Origin of the sequence: Pseudarthrobacter equi, assembly GCF_900105535.1 — a bacterium.
In the GTDB taxonomy this organism is placed as follows: domain Bacteria; phylum Actinomycetota; class Actinomycetes; order Actinomycetales; family Micrococcaceae; genus Arthrobacter; species Arthrobacter equi.
In genome coordinates this window covers 1,244,908-1,267,792 of sequence record NZ_LT629779.1, presented here as the reverse complement: position 1 = coordinate 1,267,792, position 22,885 = coordinate 1,244,908, and the positions used below count along the sequence as shown (strand labels likewise).

At 63.3% G+C, this 22,885-nt stretch carries 11 protein-coding genes, 1 tRNA gene and 3 rRNA genes; 4 read left to right on the top strand and 11 right to left on the bottom strand.

The window, feature by feature from the left end; all coding sequences use genetic code 11:
- Positions 1–76: 76 nt before the first annotated feature.
- From BLT71_RS05775 to BLT71_RS05755, 5 genes are all read right to left on the bottom strand, one after another.
- Positions 77–1,342, bottom strand: a complete 1,266-nt coding sequence (locus BLT71_RS05775; protein WP_091718359.1) for an MFS transporter — start codon at positions 1,340–1,342, stop codon at positions 77–79.
- Positions 1,343–1,353: 11 nt separating this feature from the next.
- Positions 1,354–3,522, bottom strand: coding sequence for an elongation factor G-like protein EF-G2 (locus tag BLT71_RS05770; RefSeq protein ID WP_091718357.1), 2,169 nt, complete (start codon positions 3,520–3,522; stop codon positions 1,354–1,356).
- A gap of 137 nt (positions 3,523–3,659) precedes the next feature.
- The gene (locus BLT71_RS05765; RefSeq protein ID WP_091723843.1) at positions 3,660–4,082 is read right to left on the bottom strand and encodes a ChaB family protein; all 423 of its coding nucleotides are present in this window, start codon (positions 4,080–4,082) and stop codon (positions 3,660–3,662) included.
- Positions 4,083–4,197: 115 nt separating this feature from the next.
- Positions 4,198–4,274: transfer RNA gene (locus tag BLT71_RS05760), tRNA-Thr, on the bottom strand.
- A 187-nt stretch (positions 4,275–4,461) separates the two neighbouring features.
- Entirely contained in the window at positions 4,462–5,337 is an 876-nt protein-coding gene (locus BLT71_RS05755) for a DsbA family protein (protein WP_091718356.1), read from the bottom strand.
- 179 nt (positions 5,338–5,516) lie between these two features.
- On the opposite strand from BLT71_RS05755, the gene BLT71_RS05750 reads away from it, so the two are divergent.
- The 4 genes from BLT71_RS05750 (at position 5,517) to BLT71_RS05735 (ending at position 10,685) form a co-directional block, all read left to right on the top strand.
- Positions 5,517–7,019, top strand: a complete 1,503-nt coding sequence (locus BLT71_RS05750; protein WP_091718354.1) for an alpha,alpha-trehalose-phosphate synthase (UDP-forming) — start codon at positions 5,517–5,519, stop codon at positions 7,017–7,019.
- Entirely contained in the window at positions 7,009–7,839 is an 831-nt protein-coding gene (otsB, locus tag BLT71_RS05745) for a trehalose-phosphatase (protein ID WP_091718352.1), read from the top strand. The genes BLT71_RS05750 and otsB overlap by 11 nt, the downstream gene beginning before the upstream one ends.
- A gap of 220 nt (positions 7,840–8,059) precedes the next feature.
- Entirely contained in the window at positions 8,060–9,142 is a 1,083-nt protein-coding gene (locus BLT71_RS05740) for an ABC transporter ATP-binding protein (protein ID WP_091718350.1), read from the top strand.
- 124 nt (positions 9,143–9,266) lie between these two features.
- The gene (locus BLT71_RS05735) at positions 9,267–10,685 is read left to right on the top strand and encodes a DUF4032 domain-containing protein (protein ID WP_091718348.1); all 1,419 of its coding nucleotides are present in this window, start codon (positions 9,267–9,269) and stop codon (positions 10,683–10,685) included.
- 3 nt (positions 10,686–10,688) lie between these two features.
- On the opposite strand, the gene BLT71_RS05730 is transcribed toward BLT71_RS05735, so the two are convergent.
- From BLT71_RS05730 to BLT71_RS05705, 6 genes are all read right to left on the bottom strand, one after another.
- Positions 10,689–12,059, bottom strand: coding sequence for an FAD-binding oxidoreductase (locus tag BLT71_RS05730; RefSeq protein WP_091718346.1), 1,371 nt, complete (start codon positions 12,057–12,059; stop codon positions 10,689–10,691).
- Positions 12,060–12,121: 62 nt separating this feature from the next.
- A complete protein-coding gene (locus tag BLT71_RS05725; RefSeq protein ID WP_091718344.1) occupies positions 12,122–12,613 on the bottom strand; it encodes an SRPBCC family protein in 492 nt (163 codons plus the stop codon).
- 631 nt (positions 12,614–13,244) lie between these two features.
- Positions 13,245–13,361: ribosomal RNA gene (gene rrf, locus BLT71_RS05720) — 5S ribosomal RNA — on the bottom strand.
- Positions 13,362–13,536: 175 nt separating this feature from the next.
- Positions 13,537–16,664 (bottom strand): 23S ribosomal RNA (locus BLT71_RS05715).
- A 489-nt stretch (positions 16,665–17,153) separates the two neighbouring features.
- Positions 17,154–18,674, bottom strand: a 16S ribosomal RNA gene (locus tag BLT71_RS05710).
- The 16S, 23S and 5S rRNA genes sit together here, the layout of an rRNA operon.
- 491 nt (positions 18,675–19,165) lie before the next feature.
- The gene (locus BLT71_RS05705; protein WP_091718342.1) at positions 19,166–22,885 is read right to left on the bottom strand and encodes a 1,4-alpha-glucan branching enzyme; all 3,720 of its coding nucleotides are present in this window, start codon (positions 22,883–22,885) and stop codon (positions 19,166–19,168) included.

The window sequence follows — 22,885 nt, the reverse complement described above, 5'->3', positions numbered from 1 at the left end:
AGACCTGTACGAAAGGAAGGCCCCCGTTGACCTGGACCATGTCCAGGCAACGGGGGCTTTTCCGTGCGGCACCGGCTCACCCCGTCGATTCCTCAGGGGCAGCCAGCTCCGTGGCGGTGTCTGCCGGCGAGCGCTGGCGCCGGCTCATCAGGATGAAGGGTGCGGCCAGCAGCTGCACGGCCCCGCTCACGGCGAGGGAGGCCGGGTACCCGTAAAGGTCCGCGGCCCGTCCCAGCGAGGGCTGTACCACCACTCCACCGCTGGAACCCATGAGGGAGTCGAAGCTGAGCACCGTTGCCCGCTGCTTGGAGGGGATCATGTCATTCAGGTACGCCTGGCGGACCGGGATACCAGCCGAACCCACCATCCCCCACAGCATGAGCAGCGCCAGGGCCAGCCAGAACGTGGTGGTGAACAAGAGCGCCACGAGGATCAGTGCGCTGGCCACGTTGCTGACGATCAGCACCGTGGTCCGCCGGTGGACCAGTTTCCTGACCCGCGGCGCCATCCATCCGCCCACCACGTCGGCCCCGGCCACAATGGCAGCGGCAAGCCCGGCCACGGCGTAGGCGCGGGGATCCCCGAAGAGCTGCAGGAGGTACGGCTGCAGGGCGTAGAACACGTAGATGCCCACGCCCTGCGTGAACGGGGCGGCCAGCATGATGTACCGGACGGGCGGATGGCGGAGCCCGCCGTCCACGGAAGCCTTGAGGACGGCGCGGGTGGCGGCGAGGGGGCGGGCCGAGCGCTCAGGGGTGAATCCGACGTCGTGCATGAGCAGGAAGGCCACAACGAACATGGCCATCAGCACTGCTACCCGCAGCAGGAAGGGCACGCCCAGGTTGGTGGCCTGCGCGATGACGCCGCCGGCAACGGATCCCGCCAGCATCGCGACCCCGGACACCATCTGGCCCCGGCCCAGCACCACCTCGAGGGTGCCGTCGTAGCCGGAGTACTGCAGCGCATCCACCAGCCAGGCTTCCACCGCGCCGGAGAAGAAGGTGAATCCCAGGCCGAGCAGCACGGAGACTGCGGCCCACCACCAGAACGGCGCTGAGTACTGCCACAGCAGGTAGTAGAGGAACGTGGAGCCGGCGAGAGTCACGGTTCCCAGGAGGAACGAAGCGCGGCGGCCCCAGCTGTCTGCCACTACCCCGGTGGGGACCTCGAACAGCACCATGCCTGCAGTGAAGAAAGCGTTGGCGGCGAAGGCTTCCAGGTTGCTCAGGCCGGCGTCGAGCAGGAACAGCGTGTTGATCCCCCAGATGAAGGACGCCGCAAGGGTGTTCCCGAGCGTCAGCACCAGGTAGACGCTCTGGATCTTGCGGGCGGCCGGATTCATCAGGGCCCGGTTCAGGTGGGGCTGAAGCCGGGCGGCACGGGGTCGTGGCGCAGGTAGCTGCGGCTGAAACGGCCCGTACCGGCGGTGAGGGCGCGGAGTTCGACGGCGTAGCGCAGCAGTTCCTGGTCCGGCACTTCGGCGCTGATGTCAGTGAGTCCCCCGCCCGACGACGTCGTGCCGGTCAGCCGGCCCCGGCGGCCGGAGAGGTCGCTCATGACGGGTCCCACGTGCTCGTCCGCCACGGTGATGCTGACGGCCGAGACCGGCTCAAGGAGCTGGATCCTGCCTGCCGCAGCCGCCTCCCGCAGGGCCAGGGCACCGGCAGCCTGGAACGCGGCGTCGGACGAATCGACGCTGTGGGCCTTGCCGCCCACCAGCCGCACGCGCACGTCCACCACGGGGAACCCTGCGGATACACCCTTCTCCATCTGCGCACGGACCCCCTTCTCCACGGAAGGGATAAACGTCCCCGGGATGACACCGCCCACCGTCTTGTCCACGAATTCGAAGCCGGCGCCCCGGTCCAGCGGCTCCACTTCGATGTCGCACACGGCGTACTGCCCGTGGCCCCCGGATTGCTTGACGTGGCGTCCGTGCCCGGTGGCCGGGCCCGCGAAGGTTTCCCGCAGCGGTGTCACCACGTCCACGGGGTGCAGCTTCACGCCCTGCTCACGGAGCCTGTCCATCACGACGTCGGCATGCGCCTCCCCCATGCACCACAGGACCAGCTGGTGCGTTTCAGCGTTGCGTTCCACCCGCATAGTGGGGTCACCGGCGGCGATTTTCCCCAGGCTCCGGGCCAGGGCATCCTCGTCGCTGCGGGAATCGGCTTCCACGGCCACGGGAAGGAGCGGTTCGGGCATCTCCCAGGTGGCGAGCATGAGCGGATCGTCCCGGGATGAGATGGTGTCACCGGTTTCGGCGCTCCCCAGCTTGGCCAGGGCGCACAGGTCCCCCGCCACGCAGTACGGCACCGGCCGCAGGGTGGCTCCCAGCGGCGAGTACAGGTGCGTGACGCGTTCATCGGTGTCGTGGTCCTGGTGCCCCCGGTCCGCCAGGCCGTGCCCGCCGACGTGCACCGGCGAGTCCTCGCGCAGGGTTCCCGAGAACACGCGCACCAGGCAGATCCGGCCCAGGAAGGGATCGTTGGAGGTTCGCACCACTTCGGCGGCCAACGGCCCCGACGGGTCGCAGCCCAGGGACCTGCCGTGCCGGCCCTCCAGGTCTGTCGCCTCCGGAACGCCCGCCTCAGTGGGCGGGGGAAACGCGCGCACCAGCATGTCCAGCAGTTCCGACGTTCCCAGGCCGGTGACCGCGGAAGTGGGGATGACCGGATGGAACGAACCACGGGCCACGGCGGTCTCCAGGTCTTCGATCAGCACGCCTGTATCGATGTCCTCGCCGGACAGGTAGCGCTCCATCAGGGTTTCGTCTTCGCTTTCGGCGATGATGCCCTCGATGAGCTCTCCGCGGGCCTCGGCCGCAGCCGCTGTGTCATCGGCGGGTGCGTCCCGGTCGGAAGGGCTTTCCCCCGGGGTGTAGTCCGTGACCGTTCCGGACAGCAGTCCCAGCAGGCCGGTACGTTCGCCGCCGGAACCAACCGGGACGTAGAGCGGGAGGACGGCGTCGCCGAATGCCTTCCGGCACTCCGCGAGGACGCCGTCGTAATCCGCCCTCGGGTGGTCCAGCCGGGTGATCACCACTGCGCGCGGAAGCCTTCGGTGCGCGCACTCCGACCACAGCGCGGTGGTGGTGGCATCAATTCCGTCGACGGCTGAAACAACAAAAAGGGCGGCGTCCGCTGCGCGGAGGCCCGCCCGCATTTCCCCGATGAAGTCGGGGTAGCCGGGTGTGTCCAGCAGGTTGACCTTGGTTTCGTCCAGCAGGAGGGGCACCAGGGAGAGCGTGACGGACCGTTGCTGGTGGACCGCAGCGGGATCGGAGTCGCCTACCGTGGTCCCCTCGGCTATGGAGCCTTTGCGGGTGATCATGCCGTTGGCAGCAAGAAGTGCTTCAATCAGCAGGGTCTTGCCGGCCCCGGAGTGCCCGATCAGGGCGATGTTCCGGATGCTGGCCGGTTCCAGCGCCGCGATGCGGGCGGCAGAATCGGTTCGGCGTGGTTCGGTCCCATTCCGGCCGCCTGCAGCCCTGGCCGTGTCTTTGGCACTCTTCACCGACATGGGAACCTCCTGGCATCTTTGCCGTGCAACCCGTCCTAGCGTGTCCTCAAATTCGACACCCTGGGAGGCGTTAGGGCAAGGGCCCGGACGGCGCTGCGGCCAGGATGCCGTCCGCTGTCCCTCCCCTGCCGGAGGAACTAGGACCTGGCCTTGCGCGTGGCGGCGTCGTTGGCTTTCTGCACTGCCTGGACCAGCTGCTTCTTGTCCATCCTGGAGCGGCCCTTGACGTCCAGTTTCCGGGCCAGTTCGTAAAGATGTTCCTTCGAGGCGTTGGCATCCACGCCTCCTGCCGTGGGCGTGGAGGATCCGGCGCCCTTCTCTTCCGCCCGTTTGTCCGACGGCCCCTTCTTGTCCTTGGCTTCCCAGTGGTCGCCCACCTTCTCGTAGCTGTGCTTCAGGGAAGAGTAGGCCGTCCGCGCTGCCCGGCGTTCGTCGTCGTAGGACTCTATGGCGGAGTCGTACGTCTTGGCGAAAGTGTCCTGGGCCTTTTGGTCGGAACGCTGCAGGGTCGAGGGAAGTTCGTCCTTGCGGGCATGGTGGTTCTTGCCGGTCTTGGGCATGGCAGCCATCCTCCATTCATCAGCAGGCTGATCATTCGGATGACATCAGCTTAACCCTGGAAAGGCGGGGCGGTGAAAGGAGGAAAAGCCGGGAAACCGGCGTCCCGTGCATGAGTGGAGCCCCCTGTCGGATTCGAACCGACGACCCCCGCTTTACAAGAGCGGTGCTCTGGCCAACTGAGCTAAGGAGGCGTGCCCTTGCGGGCGGCGCCTGACGGCGCCAGATAAGCGTAGCCCAAGTGCTGCCGGTGGTAAAAACGGCAGGCTCGCGGGCTGGGACCCTTGTCACGCGGCCGGGGACGAAGCCGACCGCCGGCCCTTAATGCAGCCGGCCCGCTCCCGGAAATTCCGGAAGCGGGCCGGCGGACGCTAAGGGGTCTTAGCCCTTCGCTGCAATGGCTGTCTGGATCTCGGCGTTCAGGTCCGAGCTGCCGTCCCACTGCTTGCCGTCCACGAAGATGGTGGGCGTACCGGTGATACCGATGTTGGATGCGAGCTGGGTGGAGTACTTGACGTACGGGCGGAACGTTTTGTCGTCAACGCAGCTGTTGATGTCTGCACCAATGTCGCTGGCCAATGACTTGAGCTTGTCATCGGAGAGGCCGGCGCTGCCTTCGGCAGGTTGGTTGGCGAAGAGGGTGTCGACATATTCGGCGTACTTCTCCGGCGCCTTGTCGGCTACACACGCTGCCGCGTTGGCTGCCCGGGATGAATAGTTGGTGCTGGACTGGCGGTCCAGGAAGCCCAGCGGCCGGTATTCCAGGCTGATCTTTCCGTCGTTGCGCAGGCCGGTGAGGGCCTCGTTGTAGGTGCTCTCGAACCGCTTGCAGACAGGGCAGATGAAGTCGATGTACGCCACAACCTTCACGGGCTGGCCGGCCTCGGCTTCAGCGCCCGGGGCAACGACGGGGTTCGGCTGCGTGTCCGGCTTGGCCGGTACCTTGGCCATGTCCACCGTTGCGGAGTCCGTTGATTTCACGCCGGTGTTGGCAACCAGCGTCACGCCGCCGTTGGCGTTGCCGTTCGCGGGTACAGGTCCCTGGTCCGCGATGGGGGTGTTCTGCTTGATGCTGGTGGTGACCACCAGTCCCACAACCACCAGGATGGCGACCACGGCCACCACGATGCCCCAGCCGATCAGAAGCTTGTTGCGCTTGTCCTTCTTCAGCTGGGCCTCACGGATCTGGCGCGCTTTTTCCCGCGCCTCCGCGGTTCGCTCAGCTTTCGACTTACGTACTTCGTTTCCGGGGCTCATGTGTTCCTTGGGTCGGTCGACGTGGAGGGACCACTTCGTGGCACTTCCACCATTTTAGGGGAGAAAGCTGAGAGCTTGCCCCTTCAACTATCCGCCCGGGTTGACCAACGGACGAATAGCACGGATGATTCCGCACGGCTAGGGTGGCTTAGAGGCACAAGCAACCCCAGGGGGCCGCAATGCAAACACCCGTCCAGGAAAAACCTGCCACAGCAGAGCCGTCAGGAAAGGCCGCATCCGGCCACGGCCAGGCCACGAAGTACGACTTCATGGTGGTCTCCAACAGGCTGCCCGTTGACCGCGTCGCCCCGGGCGACAGCGGTGACGACGGGTCCGGCTGGCGCCGCTCCCCGGGCGGCCTGGTGACCGCACTGGCACCGATGATGACCAAGACGGACGGCGCCTGGGTGGGTTGGCACGGCGCTCCCGACGAGACGGTGAAGCCGTTCAGCCACGGCGGCATGGACCTCGTTCCGGTCCAGCTCAGCACCGAAGACGTCGAACTGTACTACGAGGGCTTCTCGAACGCGACGCTGTGGCCGCTGTACCACGACGTCATCGCGCCGCCCGAGTTCCACCGCACCTGGTGGGATTCCTACCGCAAGGTCAACCAAAGGTTCGCGGACGCCGTCGTGCACCATGCGGACCAGGGCGCCACCGTCTGGGTCCAGGACTACCAGCTGCAGCTTGTTCCGCGTATGCTCCGCCAGGCACGGCCGGACCTCCGCATCGGGTTCTTCAACCACATCCCGTTTCCCCCGCCGGAGATCTTCGCCCAGCTGCCGTGGCGGCACGCCATCATCGACGGACTGCTCGGCGCGGACCTGGTGGGCTTCCAGCGGGTCAGCGACGCCGGTAACTTCATGCGCTCGGCCCGGCGCTTCCTTGGCGCCAGCGTCAAGCAGCAGCAGGTGCACGTCAAGGGCCACGACGGCCAGATCACCCATATCGCCCGTGCACAGGCGTTTCCCATCTCCATCGACGTCAAGCAGATCAGCGAACTTGCTGCCAGGCCGGACATCATCGAGCGGGCACGGCAGATCCGCCAGGACCTGGGCAACCCAAAAACCATCCTCTTGGGCGTGGACCGGCTGGACTACACCAAGGGCATCCGGCACCGGCTCAAGGCCTTCGAGGAGCTCTTGGCGGACGGCCGGCTGTCCGTGGGAGACGCGACCCTTATCCAGGTGGCCTCCCCCAGCCGGGAACGGGTTGAGCAGTACCGCCTGCTCCGCGAGGAAGTGGAAGGCACCGTGGGCCACATCAACGGCACCTACGACACCATCCAGAACACCGCCGTCCGCTACCTGCACCACAGCTACCCGGTGGAGGAAATGGTGGCCCTGTACCTTGCAGCCGACGTCATGCTGGTCACCGCCCTCAGGGACGGCATGAACCTGGTGGCCAAGGAATACGTCACCGCCCGCAACAACAACGACGGCGCCCTGGTCCTCAGCGAATTCGCCGGCGCGGCGGACCAACTCAAGCAGGCGCTGCTGATCAACCCGCACGACATCGCCGGACTGAAGAACACCATCATGAACGCCGTCGAGATGACTCCGCGCGAAGCCGGGCGCCGCATGCGCGCCATGCGCAAACAGATCCTGGAACACGATGTGGACCTATGGTCGGCCGACTTCCTGCGGGCCCTGAACGAGAAGGTGGTCCGCGATGACTCCTGAACCAGGTACTGCAGCGCCGCTCGCCCTGACACCCGAACTGCGGGAAGCCGTACGGAACATCGCCGCCACTGACCAACTCCTGGTGGCCATGGACTTCGACGGCACCATGGCACCGATCGTGCCGCATGCGGACGATGCACGGCCGCTCCCCCGCGCGGCCGCCGCCTTTGCCGGGCTGGCGGCGCTTCCGCGCACGACGACGGCACTCATCTCGGGGCGCGCCCTCGCCTCGCTGCGCGGCGTGGCCTCGCCGCCGGCCGAGTCGCTGCTCATCGGCAGCCACGGCGCCGAAGCCTGGCTGGGCCCGGAGTCCGCAGGCCTCGAACTGGACGAAGACCAGCGGACGCTGCTGGCCGAGGTCCGGGGCATCCTCGCCGGGATCGCCGGGGAAGCCCCCGGAACAATGCTCGAGGACAAGCCGGCAGGCGTGGTGCTGCACACGCGGCAGGCTGCGGATGACGTCGCCGAGGACGCCGTCGCCGCCGCACGCTCACTGCTTGAGGACCGCAAGGGCGTGTTCCTGAAGAACGGCAAGCGGGTTCTGGAAACTTCCGTGGTGCACGCCTCCAAGGGCGAAGCAGTCGCGTTCCTTCGCCAGGCGGCGGGAGCGACCGCCATACTGTTCGCGGGGGACGACACCACGGACGAAGACGCCTTCGCCCGGCTTGGACCGGGGGATGTGGGGGTCAAGGTAGGCCTGGACTTCACCCAGGCGCAGTACCGGGTAGAGGCTCCGATCCATGTGGCAGAGCTGCTTGAGGCACTGCTTGCGGCTCGGAGCTCCGCCGTGGGCGAAGGCGACGGAACGCCTGCGGGCTAATCGATCGGCAACGCCTATCGTGTGACGTTCGTAACATTTGCGATAAAGAGCGAAGGTTCTGCCATACTCTTTCTTGTGATGTGGCGCACAAGAACCGTGCGGCGTCACTCGATGCGCTCCGGCTCTGCCGGAATGCATCATGCAACACAAAACTGAACAAACATGAACCATTCACAACGGATCGTCCGGCACGTACCTGCCGGTGAAGGGATTGATAACTGTGGCTACAGTTACTTTTGATAACGCTACGCGTCTGTACCCGGGCACAGATAAGCCCGCCGTCGATAAGCTCAACATCGACATCGCCGATGGCGAATTCCTGGTCCTCGTTGGACCCTCCGGTTGCGGTAAGTCCACCTCCCTGCGCATGCTCGCAGGCCTCGAGGACGTCAATGCAGGCCGCATCCTGATCGGTGACCGCGACGTCACCGATGTCCCCCCGAAGGACCGCGACATCGCAATGGTCTTCCAGAACTACGCCCTGTACCCGCACATGACTGTGGCGGACAACATGGGCTTCGCACTGAAGATCGCCGGCATCTCCAAGGAAGAGCGCGCAGAGCGTGTCCGCGAAGCCGCCAAGCTCCTTGACCTCGAGCAGTACCTGGACCGCAAGCCGAAGGCACTCTCCGGCGGCCAGCGCCAGCGTGTTGCCATGGGCCGCGCAATCGTGCGTAACCCGCAGGTCTTCCTCATGGATGAGCCGCTGTCCAACCTTGACGCCAAGCTCCGCGTCCAGACCCGCACTCAGATCGCCTCCCTGACCCGCCGCCTGGGCGTCACCACGGTCTACGTCACCCACGACCAGGTCGAGGCCATGACCATGGGTGACCGCGTTGCGGTCCTCAAGGACGGCCTGCTGCAGCAGGTGGACACCCCGCGCAACCTGTACGACCGCCCGAAGAACGTCTTCGTTGCCGGCTTCATCGGTTCCCCCGCCATGAACCTGCTGGAACTTCCCGTGGTCGACGGCGGTGTGCAGTTCGGTGGCACCGTCTACCCCGTGCCGCGCGACGTCCTCGAAGAAGCACACGGCTCCACGGTCACCGTCGGAAGCCGCCCCGAGGACCTGGAGACCGCTCCCCACGGTGAGGGCCTTAAGGTCGAGGTCGACGTTGTCGAAGAGCTCGGCGCCGACGCTTACGTCTACGGCCATTCCACCCTCGACGGCAAGGACCACGACATCGTGGCACGCGTCGACGGTCGCCGTCCTCCGATGAAGGGCGAGTCCATCTACGTCCGTCCGCAGTCGGGCCACGTGCACCTGTTCGACACCAAGACCGGCCTGCGCCTGGGCGACTAGTCCCACCGGCTCCTAACAACCCACGGCGGCCCGCACCCATTCGCAATGGTGCGGGCCGCCGTCGGCCGTTAACCGTCCCGCGAAGGATTAGCCGGGCACGCCCATGTACGGAAGAATTGAGTCCATGACCGAGGAACACAGCGCCCAGTGGCACGACGAACCCACCGACTACGGTCAGATCGGAAAACTGCCGCGGTTCACCGCCGCCAGCGCCGACGACAACAAGGCCGCCTCGGTCGCAAGCTCGCTGAACATTACCGCGGCGGCCGCCGATCCTGAGCTGCTGGACCTGCCATGGCACATCGCACTGGAGGACTGGCCAGCCGAGAACCTCGCCGCCCTCCCCCGGGGCATTTCCCGCCACATTGTGCGCTTTGCGCACCTGGGCGGATCGGTGATTGCCATCAAGGAAACCTCCGAGCATGTTGCGCGCCACGAGTACCACATGCTGCGGAAGCTGGCCCGGCTGGATGTGCCCTGCGTGGAGCCCGTTGCGGTGATCACCGGCCGGACCACACTGGACGGCCGTCCGCTCAACCCTGTGCTGGTTACCCGGCACCTGAAGTTTTCGATGCCGTACCGTGCGCTGTTCTCGCAGATGCTGCGTAAGGACACGCTGACGCGCCTCATTGATGCCCAGGCCCTGCTGCTGGTCAGGCTGCACCTTATTGGCTTCTACTGGGGTGACGTTTCGCTGTCCAACACCCTGTTCCGGCGCGACGCGGGAGCCTTTGCCGCCTATTTGGTCGACGCGGAGACGGGCGAGCTGTACCCGGACCTGTCCCTCGGCCAGCGGGAATACGATCTCGAAATTGCCCGGGTCAATATCGCCGGGGAACTCATGGACCTGCTGGACGGCGGCCTGATCGAGGAAAAGGTGGACCCTGTCGCCACCAGTGAACTGATCATGGACAGCTACCGGCGGCTGTGGGCGGAGCTGACCGAAAAGGAATCCTTCGAACTCGGGGAACGCTGGCGGGTGGGCGCGCGCATCCGCAGGCTCAACGAACTCGGCTTCGACGTCGAGGAATATGCCATCAAAACCACGCAGAACGGTTCCACCATTCAGCTGCAGCCCAAGGTGGTGGACGCGGGGCACCATCAGCGCAGGCTCCTGCGGCTGACCGGCCTGGACGCCCAGGAGAACCAGGCCCGCCGCCTCCTGAACGACATGGATTCGTTCCGGGCGGACAACAACCCGGAGATGGACGAGGAGTACAGCGCACACCTTTGGGTGAGCCAGATCTTCGAACCGATCGTCCGGTCGATCCCGCGCGACCTGTCCGGAAAGCTGGAACCGGCAGAGGCGGTGCATGAAGTGCTGGAGCACCGCTGGTACATGTCAGAGAAGCAGGAACGCCACATCCCCCTGGCCGAGGCCGTCCAGTCGTACATCGACTCGATCCTCCGGCACCGCCGTGACGAGGCAGCCATCATGCTGAACCCGGACACCGAGCTCCTGAAGATCCTTGAGGTGGAAACCGAAGAATCCCGTTACGGCGGCGACGAGTCCGCTGACGAGTACCCGGACTCGGACGACTAGCCCCTAGATCGCCTTCCCTGGGTTCAGGATCCCGGCCGGGTCGAACAGGTCCTTGATCCGGCGCTGTATCTCCCGGACGGGCTCCGGCTGTTCCTGGCCGAGCCACCGCAGCTTGTACTGGCCCACGCCGTGCTCGCCGGTGATGGTACCGCCCATGGAGAGAGCCGCAGTGATGGAGTCATCCAGGGCGCGCTGGAGCCGCTCCATGGCCACCGGGTCAACGCCGGTACCCTGTCGATCGATCCAGAAAGTGGGATGCAGGTTGCCGTCACCGGCGTGGGCCACCACCTTCAGCTTGACCTGGTGTTCAGCTGCCATGGATTCCAACGCGGCGACATAATCCACCAGGCGCGAGCGGGGCACGGCCACATCCTCGCCCACCCGGTACTCATCATCAACTTCGGCGCCCCGGCTGTGCCGGCGCAGCTCTACCAGCCGCTCCGCTTCGGCGCTGGCTTCCGTCGTGACGGTAGCTCCGCCTGCACGGAGTACCCCGCGCACCACTTCCGCTTCCGCGGCCGCACCGAAGCCGTCGGTCTGCACCAGGAGGAGCGCGCGTCCCCTGGCAGTAAGGTCTGAACCGTGCAGCTCGTCCAGCTGCGCCAGCGTCCCGCCGTCGAGCAGTTCCATGATGGCTGGCTGGACCCGGGCCCTGCCCACCGCCAGGACGCCCGCAGCGGCTGCGCGGAAGCCGGGGTAGAAGGCAGCGATGGTGTGAACGTCGCGGGGAAGGTATTTCAACCGTACGGTGATGCCTACAACGATGCCCAGGGTGCCTTCAGAACCGACGAACAGCCCGGTGAGGTCGTAGCCAGCCACTCCCTTGAAGGTCTGATGGCCTGTGTGAATCAGGGACCCGTCGGCGAGCACCACGTCCAGGGCGAGCACCGAGTCCCTGGTGACACCGTACTTGGCGCAGCGCAGTCCACCCGCGTTGGTGGCGACGTTGCCGCCTATGGTCGAGCTGCGGAAGCTGGCCGGGTCAGGGGCGTACATCAGTCCGTGCGGGGCCACGGCATCATTCAGGTCTGCGTTCACCACGCCGGGTTCCACGGTTGCCGTCTCATCGTCGGGATTGATGGACAGGATGCGGTTCATGCGTTCCAGGGAGAGGATAACGCAGTTCCGGGTGGCATGGGCGCCACCTGAGACTCCGGTCCCCGCACCACGAGGCACCACGGTGATGCCGGCAGCCGCGCAGGCTCCTATCACCGACTGCACGTCGGTCACAGACTCGGGGAACACCACGGCCAGCGGCAGTTGGAAGTCGGTAACCGGTGCTTGGTCCACTGCGTACCGGTGGAGATACGCGTCCGCCGTGACAACCTGCCCGGCTTTGACGCTCTCCGTCAATGCATCCAGTACGTTCACCATCAAGCCTCCAGCTGCCGTCGCCCCCATGTCTTCTCCAGTCTAGGGGCGCTGCAGAACGCCGGTTACTCGGCTCCCATGAAGCGGGCAAAGCGCGCGAGGATGCCGGGCCAGTCGTCCGCGTACTGCGCACGGGTGGGGCCAGGATCTTCGGCGCCCTCCCACCCGTCGTGGAGAACGCGCACCTCGGTGCCAGCATCGACGGGCTGGAACACGACGCGAAGTTCCGTAGACCAGAGGGCCGTTGTACCTGGGTGCCACGTGGCGTGGAACGAGAATGGGGGCTGCCAGTCGTCGAGGGTCCCCCAGATGCTCGTCCGGCCGTCGTCTGCCGTTTCAAGGATCAGGTTCTCTTCGAACTCCACATAGGAGCCGGCCCCATAGATACCGTGCTCCTCGAGCGGCCACCACAGGTGGGTGTGGTCGGTAAAGCCAGCGAACGCATGGGCCACCCCACCAGGAACCACAATGGAACTGACCACTGCATCCAGTACCTCAGAAGGGGTTTCCCCGCTGATCCCGGACGGTTCCTGGCTGTGGCTGAAGAGGCTGCTCATGCTGATCAACTTTACGCTGAACAGCAGCCCGCTCCCCCACCGCCCTGTTGTCCCCCTCTGCCCTGCTCTATCCCGCCCTCCTGCGACGCGCGCTCACTTGTGGCGGGTATTCGTCGGATGCGCGCTCACTTGTGGTGGTTACGCTTCGCACGCGCGCTCACTTGTGGTGGCTGTCCCTGTGACGAGCGCTCACTCGTGGTGGTTCCCCTTCCGACGCGCTTTCAGCTGTAGTGAGCGGGGGTCCGGGTGGGAACCGCCAGAACTGAGCTGGGGTCAGGGTGGGAGCCGCCACGAGTGGGCGGGGGTCCGGGCATAAGCCGCCACGACTGAGCGGGGGTCTGGTGGGAACCGCCAGAACTGAGCTGGGGTCAGGGTGGGAGCCGCCACGAGTGGGCGGGGGTCCGGGCATAAGCCGCCACGACTGAGCGGGGGTCTGGTGGGAGCCGCCGCGAGTGGGCGGGCGTTCGGACCAGAGCCGCCAAAGTGAGCCCGCATCGGGGTGGGTGCCGCGACGACTGGGCGGGGGTTTATGTAAGGACGGCGTCCAGGTTTGGGTGGTGGGTGTGTGGTGTGTGGTGGTTAAAGTGGTAGGGCCCTGACATGGTGTGTGTCAGGGCCCTACTCAATGTTTGTCCGGCGGTGTCCTACTCTCCCACACCCTCCCGGGTGCAGTACCATCGGCGCTGTGGGTCTTAGCTTCCGGGTTCGGAATGGGACCGGGCGTTTCCCCCACGCTATGACCGCCGTAACCCTTCTACCCGTCACCAACCCCGTGGGGGTGGTGTGGGAAATTTGTGGTTACAACATTCCTGCCCTGGGGCAGGTGTGTGGTGTTGTATTCAATTGTGGTTTGGTTCCGCCAACAAAGGGTTGTTGGTTGGGAACCACATAGTGGACGCAAGCAGAGTTATGTATTTATCTGTGTGGTGTAAGTTGTTGGCCTATTAGTACCGGTCAGCTTCACGAGTCGTTAGTCCTCGCTTCCACATCCGGCCTATCAACCCAGTGGTCTGGCTGGGGGCCTCTCACACATAAATGTGTATGGAAATCTCATCTCGAAGCGAGCTTCCCGCTTAGATGCTTTCAGCGGTTATCCCATCCGAACGTAGCTAATCAGCGGTGCACTTGGCAGTACAACTGACACACCAGAGGTTCGTCCGTCCCGGTCCTCTCGTACTAAGGACAGCCCTTCTCAAATTTCCTGCGCGCGCAGCGGATAGGGACCGAACTGTCTCACGACGTTCTAAACCCAGCTCGCGTACCGCTTTAATGGGCGAACAGCCCAACCCTTGGGACCTACTCCAGCCCCAGGATGCGACGAGCCGACATCGAGGTGCCAAACCATGCCGTCGATATGGACTCTTGGGCAAGATCAGCCTGTTATCCCCGAGGTACCTTTTATCCGTTGAGCGACGGCCATTCCACAATGTACCGCCGGATCACTAGTCCCGACTTTCGTCCCTGCTCGAGATGTCTCTCTCACAGTCAAGCTCCCTTGTGCACTTACACTCGACACCTGATTGCCAACCAGGCTGAGGGAACCTTTGGGCGCCTCCGTTACTTTTTAGGAGGCAACCGCCCCAGTTAAACTACCCATCAGGCACTGTCCCTGACCCGGATTACGGGCCGAAGTTAGATGTCCAAAGTGACCAGAGTGGTATTTCAACGATGACTCCACCCGAACTGGCGTCCGGGCTTCAACGTCTCCCACCTATCCTACACAAGCCACTCCGAACACCAATACCAAACTATAGTAAAGGTCTCGGGGTCTTTCCGTCCTGCTGCGCGTAACGAGCATCTTTACTCGTACTGCAATTTCGCCGAGTTTATGGTTGAGACAGCGGGGAAGTCGTTACTCCATTCGTGCAGGTCGGAACTTACCCGACAAGGAATTTCGCTACCTTAGGATGGTTATAGTTACCACCGCCGTTTACTGGGGCTTAAATTCTCAGCTTCGCCTTACGGCTAACCGGTCCTCTTAACCTTCCAGCACCGGGCAGGAGTCAGTCCGTATACATCGTCTTGCGACTTCGCACGGACCTGTGTTTTTAGTAAACAGTCGCTTCCCCCTGGTCTCTGCGGCCCCGATCCCCTCCACACCGCAAGGGTGTATCAAGGTTGGGGCCCCCCTTCTCCCGAAGTTACGGGGGCATTTTGCCGAGTTCCTTAACCATAATTCTCTCGATCGCCTTAGTATTCTCTACCTGATCACCTGTGTCGGTTTGGGGTACGGGCGGCTAAAACCTCGCGTCGATGCTTTTCTCGGCAGCATAGGATCACCAAATCCCCCCAAACGGGGGTCCCATCAGATCTCAGGCATCATGAGTGGCGGATTTGCCTACCACTCGCCCTACATCCTTAGACCGGGACAACCATCGCCCGGCTCGGCTACCTTCCTGCGTCACACCTGTTAATACGCTTGCCTCCCAGGATCAGGTCCTGCGCTCCACCAAAACCCTCACACCACAAGGGTGATCGGGCAGGTCTCGGGCAGTTAGTATCCCCTGTTCAACATGGGCGGTTTTTCGCCGGTACGGGAATATCAACCCGTTGTCCATCGACTACGCCTGTCGGCCTCGCCTTAGGTCCCGACTTACCCAGGGCAGATTAGCTTGACCCTGGAACCCTTGATCATTCGGCGGACGGGTTTCTCACCCGTCTTTCGCTACTCATGCCTGCATTCTCACTCGTGTAGGCTCCACCGCTGGTTTCCACCGCGACTTCACTGCCCACACGACGCTCCCCTACCCATCCAAACGCCTGAACCACAAGGGCTTAGCTAATATTTGAATGCCACAACTTCGGCGGTGTACTTGAGCCCCGCTACATTGTCGGCGCGGAATCACTTGACCAGTGAGCTATTACGCACTCTTTTAAGGGTGGCTGCTTCTAAGCCAACCTCCTGGTTGTCTTCGCAACTCCACATCCTTTCCCACTTAGCACACGCTTAGGGGCCTTAGTTGGTGGTCTGGGCTGTTTCCCTCTCGACTATGAAGCTTATCCCCCACAGTCTCACTGCTACGCTCTCACTTACCGGCATTCGGAGTTTGGCTGACGTCAGTAACCTTGTAGGGCCCATTAGCCATCCAGTAGCTCTACCTCCGGTAAGAAACACGCAACGCTGCACCTAAATGCATTTCGGGGAGAACCAGCTATCACGAAGTTTGATTGGCCTTTCACCCCTACCCACAGCTCATCCCCTCCATTTTCAACTGAAGTGGGTTCGGTCCTCCACGACGTCTTACCGTCGCTTCAACCTGGCCATGGGTAGATCACTTCGCTTCGGGTCTAGATCACGCCACTCAAACGCCCTATTCAGACTCGCTTTCGCTACGGCTGCCCCACACGGGTTAACCTCGCGACGTAACACTAACTCGCAGGCTCATTCTTCAAAAGGCACGCCGTCACAACTACTAAGGTTGCTCCGACGGATTGTAAGCACACGGTTTCAGGTACTGTTTCACTCCCCTCCCGGGGTACTTTTCACCTTTCCCTCACGGTACTGGTCCGCTATCGGTCATTAGGGAGTATTTAGGCTTATCAGGTGGTCCTGACAGATTCGCACGGGATTTCTCGGGCCCCGTACTACTTGGGATACATCAACAAGGCGGTGCAACGCATTACAGTTACGGGACTAACACCCTCTCTGGCCGGCCTTTCAAGACCGTTCACCTATACGCACACCCACACCCCGTCAGCCCGGCAGAACTGACACGTAATGTCCCACAACCCCGACCATGCAACGCCCGCCGGCTATCACACATGGAACGGTTTAGCCTGATCCGCGTTCGCTCGCCACTACTAACGGAATCACTATTGTTTTCTCTTCCTGCGGGTACTGAGATGTTTCACTTCCCCGCGTTCCCTCCACGCACCCTATGTGTTCAGATGCGGGTCACCAGGTAACTCGCGCTCCTGGCGGGGTTTCCCCATTCGGACACCCTGGGATCACAGTCCGGTTATCGACTCCCCCAGGCTTATCGCAGATTCCTACGTCCTTCTTCGGCTCCTAATGCCAAGGCATCCACCGTGTGCTCTTAAAAACTTGACCACAAAGATCAAAAACTAATTTCGAGAGAACCACGAAAACTGTCCCGCACACCCAAAGGCGCACGAACCAGATCCAGGTTCATTTATCTTGGAAATTGCTTCTTATACAAGATGCTCGCGTCCACTATGTAGTTCTCAAACAACAACCCCACACCACACACCCCACACACAACACGTGCATGATCGGTGCAGCAGGGAAACCAGAAACAAAGTACCGACAAGAACCCCAAGGGCCCTCCCCGGTCCTGTTGCCTCAGGACCCAACAGTGTGCCAAACACTACCCAGCAGACCAAACCACCCACGTTCCAGGACCACCCCCACAAAGGGATCAGTCCGTACTAGCAAACAGTCCGTGCCACCAGGCACCTATTCGTTGATATTCCACCCTTGAGCACCCGCCACGAAACATTCGTCCGTGCAACGGGCATTACTCCTGACAACCCCCACCACCAACAAGCGTCGGCATGAGCGGTTATAGGTGCTCCTTAGAAAGGAGGTGATCCAGCCGCACCTTCCGGTACGGCTACCTTGTTACGACTTAGTCCCAATCGCCAGTCCCACCTTCGACGGCTCCCCCCCAAAAGGGTTAGGCCACCGGCTTCGGGTGTTACCAACTTTCGTGACTTGACGGGCGGTGTGTACAAGGCCCGGGAACGTATTCACCGCAGCGTTGCTGATCTGCGATTACTAGCGACTCCGACTTCATGGGGTCGAGTTGCAGACCCCAATCCGAACTGAGACCGGCTTTTTGGGATTAGCTCCACCTCACAGTATCGCAACCCTTTGTACCGGCCATTGTAGCATGCGTGAAGCCCAAGACATAAGGGGCATGATGATTTGACGTCGTCCCCACCTTCCTCCGAGTTGACCCCGGCAGTCTCCTATGAGTCCCCACCATCACGTGCTGGCAACATAGAACGAGGGTTGCGCTCGTTGCGGGACTTAACCCAACATCTCACGACACGAGCTGACGACAACCATGCACCACCTGTAAACCGACCACAAGTGGGGCACCTGTTTCCAGGCGTTTCCGGTTCATGTCAAGCCTTGGTAAGGTTCTTCGCGTTGCATCGAATTAATCCGCATGCTCCGCCGCTTGTGCGGGCCCCCGTCAATTCCTTTGAGTTTTAGCCTTGCGGCCGTACTCCCCAGGCGGGGCACTTAATGCGTTAGCTACGGCGCGGAAAACGTGGAATGTCCCCCACACCTAGTGCCCAACGTTTACGGCATGGACTACCAGGGTATCTAATCCTGTTCGCTCCCCATGCTTTCGCTCCTCAGCGTCAGTTAATGCCCAGAGACCTGCCTTCGCCATCGGTGTTCCTCCTGATATCTGCGCATTTCACCGCTACACCAGGAATTCCAGTCTCCCCTACATCACTCTAGTCTGCCCGTACCCACCGCAGATCCGGAGTTGAGCCCCGGACTTTCACGGCAGACGCGACAAACCGCCTACGAGCTCTTTACGCCCAATAATTCCGGATAACGCTTGCGCCCTACGTATTACCGCGGCTGCTGGCACGTAGTTAGCCGGCGCTTCTTCTGCAGGTACCGTCACTTACGCTTCTTCCCTACTGAAAGAGGTTTACAACCCGAAGGCCGTCATCCCTCACGCGGCGTCGCTGCATCAGGCTTCCGCCCATTGTGCAATATTCCCCACTGCTGCCTCCCGTAGGAGTCTGGGCCGTGTCTCAGTCCCAGTGTGGCCGGTCACCCTCTCAGGCCGGCTACCCGTCGTCGCCTTGGTAGGCCATTACCCCACCAACAAGCTGATAGGCCGCGAGTCCATCCAAAACCGCAAAAGCTTTCCACCAACCACCATGCGATGGAAGGTCATATCCGGTATTAGACCCAGTTTCCCAGGCTTATCCCAGAGTCAAGGGCAGGTTACTCACGTGTTACTCACCCGTTCGCCACTAATCCCCCCACAAGTGAGGTTCATCGTTCGACTTGCATGTGTTAAGCACGCCGCCAGCGTTCATCCTGAGCCAGGATCAAACTCTCCGTTGAAGTAAAACAGACACAACCAAGCACCACGGAAATAACGCGGAACCAGGCTGCACAAAATTTGAAACCAGCTAAAAACACCATGCACACCACGGGGTGGCGGCACAGCACAATCAACCAATTCAATAAAAAATTGGTATCAACAAACTTGGCACACTATTGAGTTCTCAAACAACAGACACACCCGGCACCACCCAAACATTTCCAGTTCAAGATCGCTCCGGAGCAACTTTCCAAACTTACCCGGCTGCTTCCTACTTGTCAAACCGGCGTTTCCCGACCTTCATCGCCATGAGGCTTGGTGGTCGGTTTTCCGTCTGACTCCGTGGAGCAGCGCGGAAATAAACTCTACCACCCCTTTGCCGGGAAGGCCAACCCGGCCACCGTTGGGTCTCCCTTCATGCAGCCTGCATACGACAGGAGGCCCGGAATCTCGGGGATTCTGGGCCTCCTGTCGTGCGCCTAAACAGCAGCGGGCTGTTGGGCCGAAACGCCTACGGAGCGGCTGGCGCGCCCGGAGTGAAGAAGGATGCACCGAGCGGAGGAAGAGTGACGGTCAGCGTTGCCGGCTGCCCGTCCTGTCCTTCATCCGTGGCCTTCAGCTCTCCGGTGTTCAGGACGCCGGAGCCTCCGTACGTGGTGTGGTCCGTGTTGAGCACTTCGCTCCAGGCACCTGCTTGGGGAACACCCAAGGTGTAGCCGGCGTGCGGCGCTCCGGAGAAGTTGATGGCGCAAACCACCGGGTTGCCGTCCGCATCACGGCGGATGAAGGAGAGAACGTTCCGGTCAGCGTCGCCACCGTTGATCCACTGGAACCCGGCGGGTTCGTTGTCTCGGGCGTACAGGGATGGCGTGGACGTGTAGAGCTCGTTCAGGTCCTTGGTCAGCAACTGGATCCCCTTATGGGCGGGGATCTCAGCGAGCCACCAGTCCAGTCCGTGCTGCTCCGACCACTCCGCTTCCTGGCCAAACTCGGTGCCCATAAAGATGAGCTGCTTACCAGGGTGTGCCCACTGGTAGGCGAGGAAAGCGCGCAGGTTCGCCAGCTGCTGCCAACGGTCCCCCGGCATCTTGCGAAGCATCGAGCCCTTGCCGTGCACAACTTCATCGTGGCTGATGGGCAGCAGGAAGTTTTCCGTGAAGGCATAAACCAGCGAGAACGTCAGGCCGCCGTGGTGCCATTTGCGGTTGACCGGGTCCTCGGAGGCGTACTTGAGGGAATCGTGCATCCAGCCCATGTTCCATTTCAGGCCGAATCCCAGTCCGCCGTGGCTGGTGGGTGCGGTCACGCCGGGGAACGCCGTGGACTCCTCGGCGATCATGACAGCACCAGGGTGGGTCTTGTAGACCGTGGCATTGACTTCCTGGAGGAAGGAGATCGCTTCAAGGTTTTCCCGCCCGCCGAACCGGTTGGGCCGCCACTGCCCCTCCTCACGGGAGTAGTCCAGGTAGAGCATGGACGCCACGGCATCCACGCGCAGGCCGTCGATGTGGAACTCGTCCAGCCAGTACAGTGCGTTCGCCACCAGGAAGTTGCGCACCTCGGTCCGGCCGAAGTCGAAGATCAGCGTTCCCCAGTCGGGGTGTTCGCCCAGGGTGGGGTCGGCGTGCTCGTACAGGGGCTGGCCGTCGAACTGCGCCAGCGCCCATGCATCCTTGGGGAAGTGGGCAGGGACCCAGTCCAGCAGGACACCGATGCCGGCCTGGTGCAGGGTGTCCACCAGGTAGCGGAATTCGTCGGGGTGGCCGAACCGGGAGGTCGGGGCAAAGTAGGAGGTGACCTGGTAGCCCCAGGAACCGCCGAAGGGGTGCTCGGCAACCGGCATGAATTCCACGTGCGTGAAGCCCAGCCACTTGACGTAGTCCACGAGCTCCTTGGCCAGCTCACGGTATCCAAGCCCCAGGCGCCAGGATCCGAGGTGGACCTCGTAGACGCTCATGGCCGAGTTATGCGGGTCGCGCTCGGCCCGGGCCTGCATCCATTCGTCGTCCTTGAAGGCGTAGGACGGTTCCACCACGCGGGATGCCGTGAGCGGCGGGACCTCGGTTCCGAAAGCCATCGGGTCCGCTTTTTCAACCCAGTAGCCAGCCTTGGTGCGGATCTCGAACTTGTAGCACGCCCCTGCTACAACCCCGGGGATGAAGAGTTCCCAGACACCGGAGGAGCCCAGTGAGCGGAGCGAGTGTTCGCGTCCGTCCCAGCCATTGAAGTCGCCCTTTACGCGGACGGCCTGGGCATTGGGGGCCCACACGGCGAAGGAAACACCGTCCACATCCCCCAGCGAGGACTTGTAATGCTGGACGTGTGCGCCCAGGACCTGCCAGAGCTTTTCGTGGCGGCCTTCCCCGATGAGGTGGAGGTCCACCTCCCCCACTGTGGGCAGGTACCGGTAGGGCTCGTCCACCGTGACGGGGTCGGCCCCGGGGTACGTGACGGACAGGCGGTAGTCCGGGACGTGCCCGTGCTCGCTCGGTTCAAGTACAGCCACCCAGGCCCCATGGGCCTCGTGCTGCATCGGCACTTCCCCTGCAGCGGTGATGACGCTGACGGCTTCCGCCAGGTGCTTGACCGTGCGGACGGTGACGTGACCGTAGTCATCCAGGTGCGCCCCCAGTACGGAGTGCGGCGCGTGGTGTTCACCGTTGGCAATCTTGCCCAGGGTGCCGTCGTCCACCGGGAGCGGAGCCCCCGGCCGTCCTGTTCGTGCTGTGCCTGTCATTTCGTTACCTTCCGATGCTGCGCCGGCGGTGTCGCCGGCGCCGTTACCGCCCAGGAGCCGTCTGGAGGCGCTTACTGGAATCGCCAGCCAGTCGGGCCTGTTACGCATTTCATAAACAACTTCGTACAGCGCCTTGTCCAGCCACAATGCCACAAACAGCGGTGACGTCCGGTCCACGGTGCCGGGAGTGACACTCGCGTAGCCTCCGAGGAACGCGTCGGCGCAGTCGTCAACCCAGGACGCTGGTACGTGGGCGCCTTCCTGCTCGCGCTGGGCGGCTCCGGCCGCGTAGTCGAAGGAGCGCAGCATGCCGGCGACGTCCCGCAAGGGCACGTCGGGGCCGTTCCGCTCGTCGATGGGTCGCAGTGGCTCGCCCTCGAAATCGAGGATGGCCCAGCGGGGCTCCGCTTCAGTGGCGGTGAGCGTTTCAGTTCGGCCTGCTGCGGGCACCTGCAGGATCTGGCCCAGGTGCAGGTCACCGTGGATCCGCTGCAGCGGACCTGCGCTGGTGCCGTCGAGCCCGTCAAGAAGGGCACCCAGTGCTTCGTCATAGGGGCCGACGGCGGGACCGGCCTCGGCCCAGGCCGTGCGGATACGCCGGGCTACTCCTGCCGCGATGTCCTGGCCGGACCCGGCCGCTTCTGAGCGGCCGAGCGTTTCGGCGAGCCGGCGGTGGACGGTGGCGGTGGCGGCGCCGAGGGCGCGTGCCTCGGCGGTGAAGTCCCTGCCTGCGCGTGCTGCATCCACGGCGAGCCGCCAGGCATCCAGTCCGCCGGCGAGAAATTCGTGCGCCACTGCCAGCTCGCCCTGCACCGGGCGGGTGCCCCTCGCGGTCCCGCCTGCCTTGGTGCCGTTCTCCAGCCATTCTCCCCGGACCCAGCCCAGTGTGGCGGGGACCTCCGAGGTGCCGGCGGCGGTGAGGGCAGCGCCCACTTCAACTTCGGGGTTGGTTCCGGCGGACAGTGTCCGGAAGAACTTCACGATGGCCGCGGACTCGCCGTCGTCAACAATCACCGAGGTGTTGGACTGCTCGCCGGACAGCACCTTGACCACTCCGTGGGCGGTGGGGAGCCTGTAGTTTCCGGATGCCTTGAAGCCCGTGGCCACCCCGATGCGTGCCGCGGCTTCGTGCCGGATGAGTTCCAGCCAGCCGCCGATAAAGTCGGGGTCGTGGAGGGCGTCGTAAACCCAGGTCCTCGACGGGTCTGTTCCGGCGGCCTGTCCCACCAGCGCACGTTCCATGCCGGCCGCAGGTGCCGCCCGGAAGCTCAACGGAACCTGCACCACCAAGGTGCGGCCGCCGCCGTCGGACGGGCCGGTGGTGATCTTGAGCAGGAACACCGCGAGCCCAGCATGCCCCGAAGGGTCCTCGATGCCCAGGCTGCCTGCCTGCGACATCTCGAAGTCGGGGCTGTTGACCGGGAACCATCGCTGCTTCGGAAGCCATTCCTTGAGGAGCGTGGTCAGGGCGGGAGTAAGTATTGGCTGGTTCAT

Coding starts and splice junctions, on each gene's coding strand:
- BLT71_RS05775 (WP_091718359.1), bottom strand. CDS start 1,342: ATGAATCCGGCCGCCCGCAAGATCCAGAGCGTCTACCTGGTGCTGACG.
- otsB (WP_091718352.1), top strand. CDS start 7,009: ATGACTCCTGAACCAGGTACTGCAGCGCCGCTCGCCCTGACACCCGAA.
- BLT71_RS05730 (WP_091718346.1), bottom strand. CDS start 12,059: ATGGTGAACGTACTGGATGCATTGACGGAGAGCGTCAAAGCCGGGCAG.
- BLT71_RS05765 (WP_091723843.1), bottom strand. CDS start 4,082: ATGCCCAAGACCGGCAAGAACCACCATGCCCGCAAGGACGAACTTCCC.
- BLT71_RS05705 (WP_091718342.1), bottom strand. CDS start 22,885: ATGAACCAGCCAATACTTACTCCCGCCCTGACCACGCTCCTCAAGGAA.
- BLT71_RS05770 (WP_091718357.1), bottom strand. CDS start 3,522: ATGTCGGTGAAGAGTGCCAAAGACACGGCCAGGGCTGCAGGCGGCCGG.
- BLT71_RS05725 (WP_091718344.1), bottom strand. CDS start 12,613: ATGAGCAGCCTCTTCAGCCACAGCCAGGAACCGTCCGGGATCAGCGGG.
- BLT71_RS05735 (WP_091718348.1), top strand. CDS start 9,267: ATGACCGAGGAACACAGCGCCCAGTGGCACGACGAACCCACCGACTAC.
- BLT71_RS05755 (WP_091718356.1), bottom strand. CDS start 5,337: ATGAGCCCCGGAAACGAAGTACGTAAGTCGAAAGCTGAGCGAACCGCG.
- BLT71_RS05750 (WP_091718354.1), top strand. CDS start 5,517: ATGCAAACACCCGTCCAGGAAAAACCTGCCACAGCAGAGCCGTCAGGA.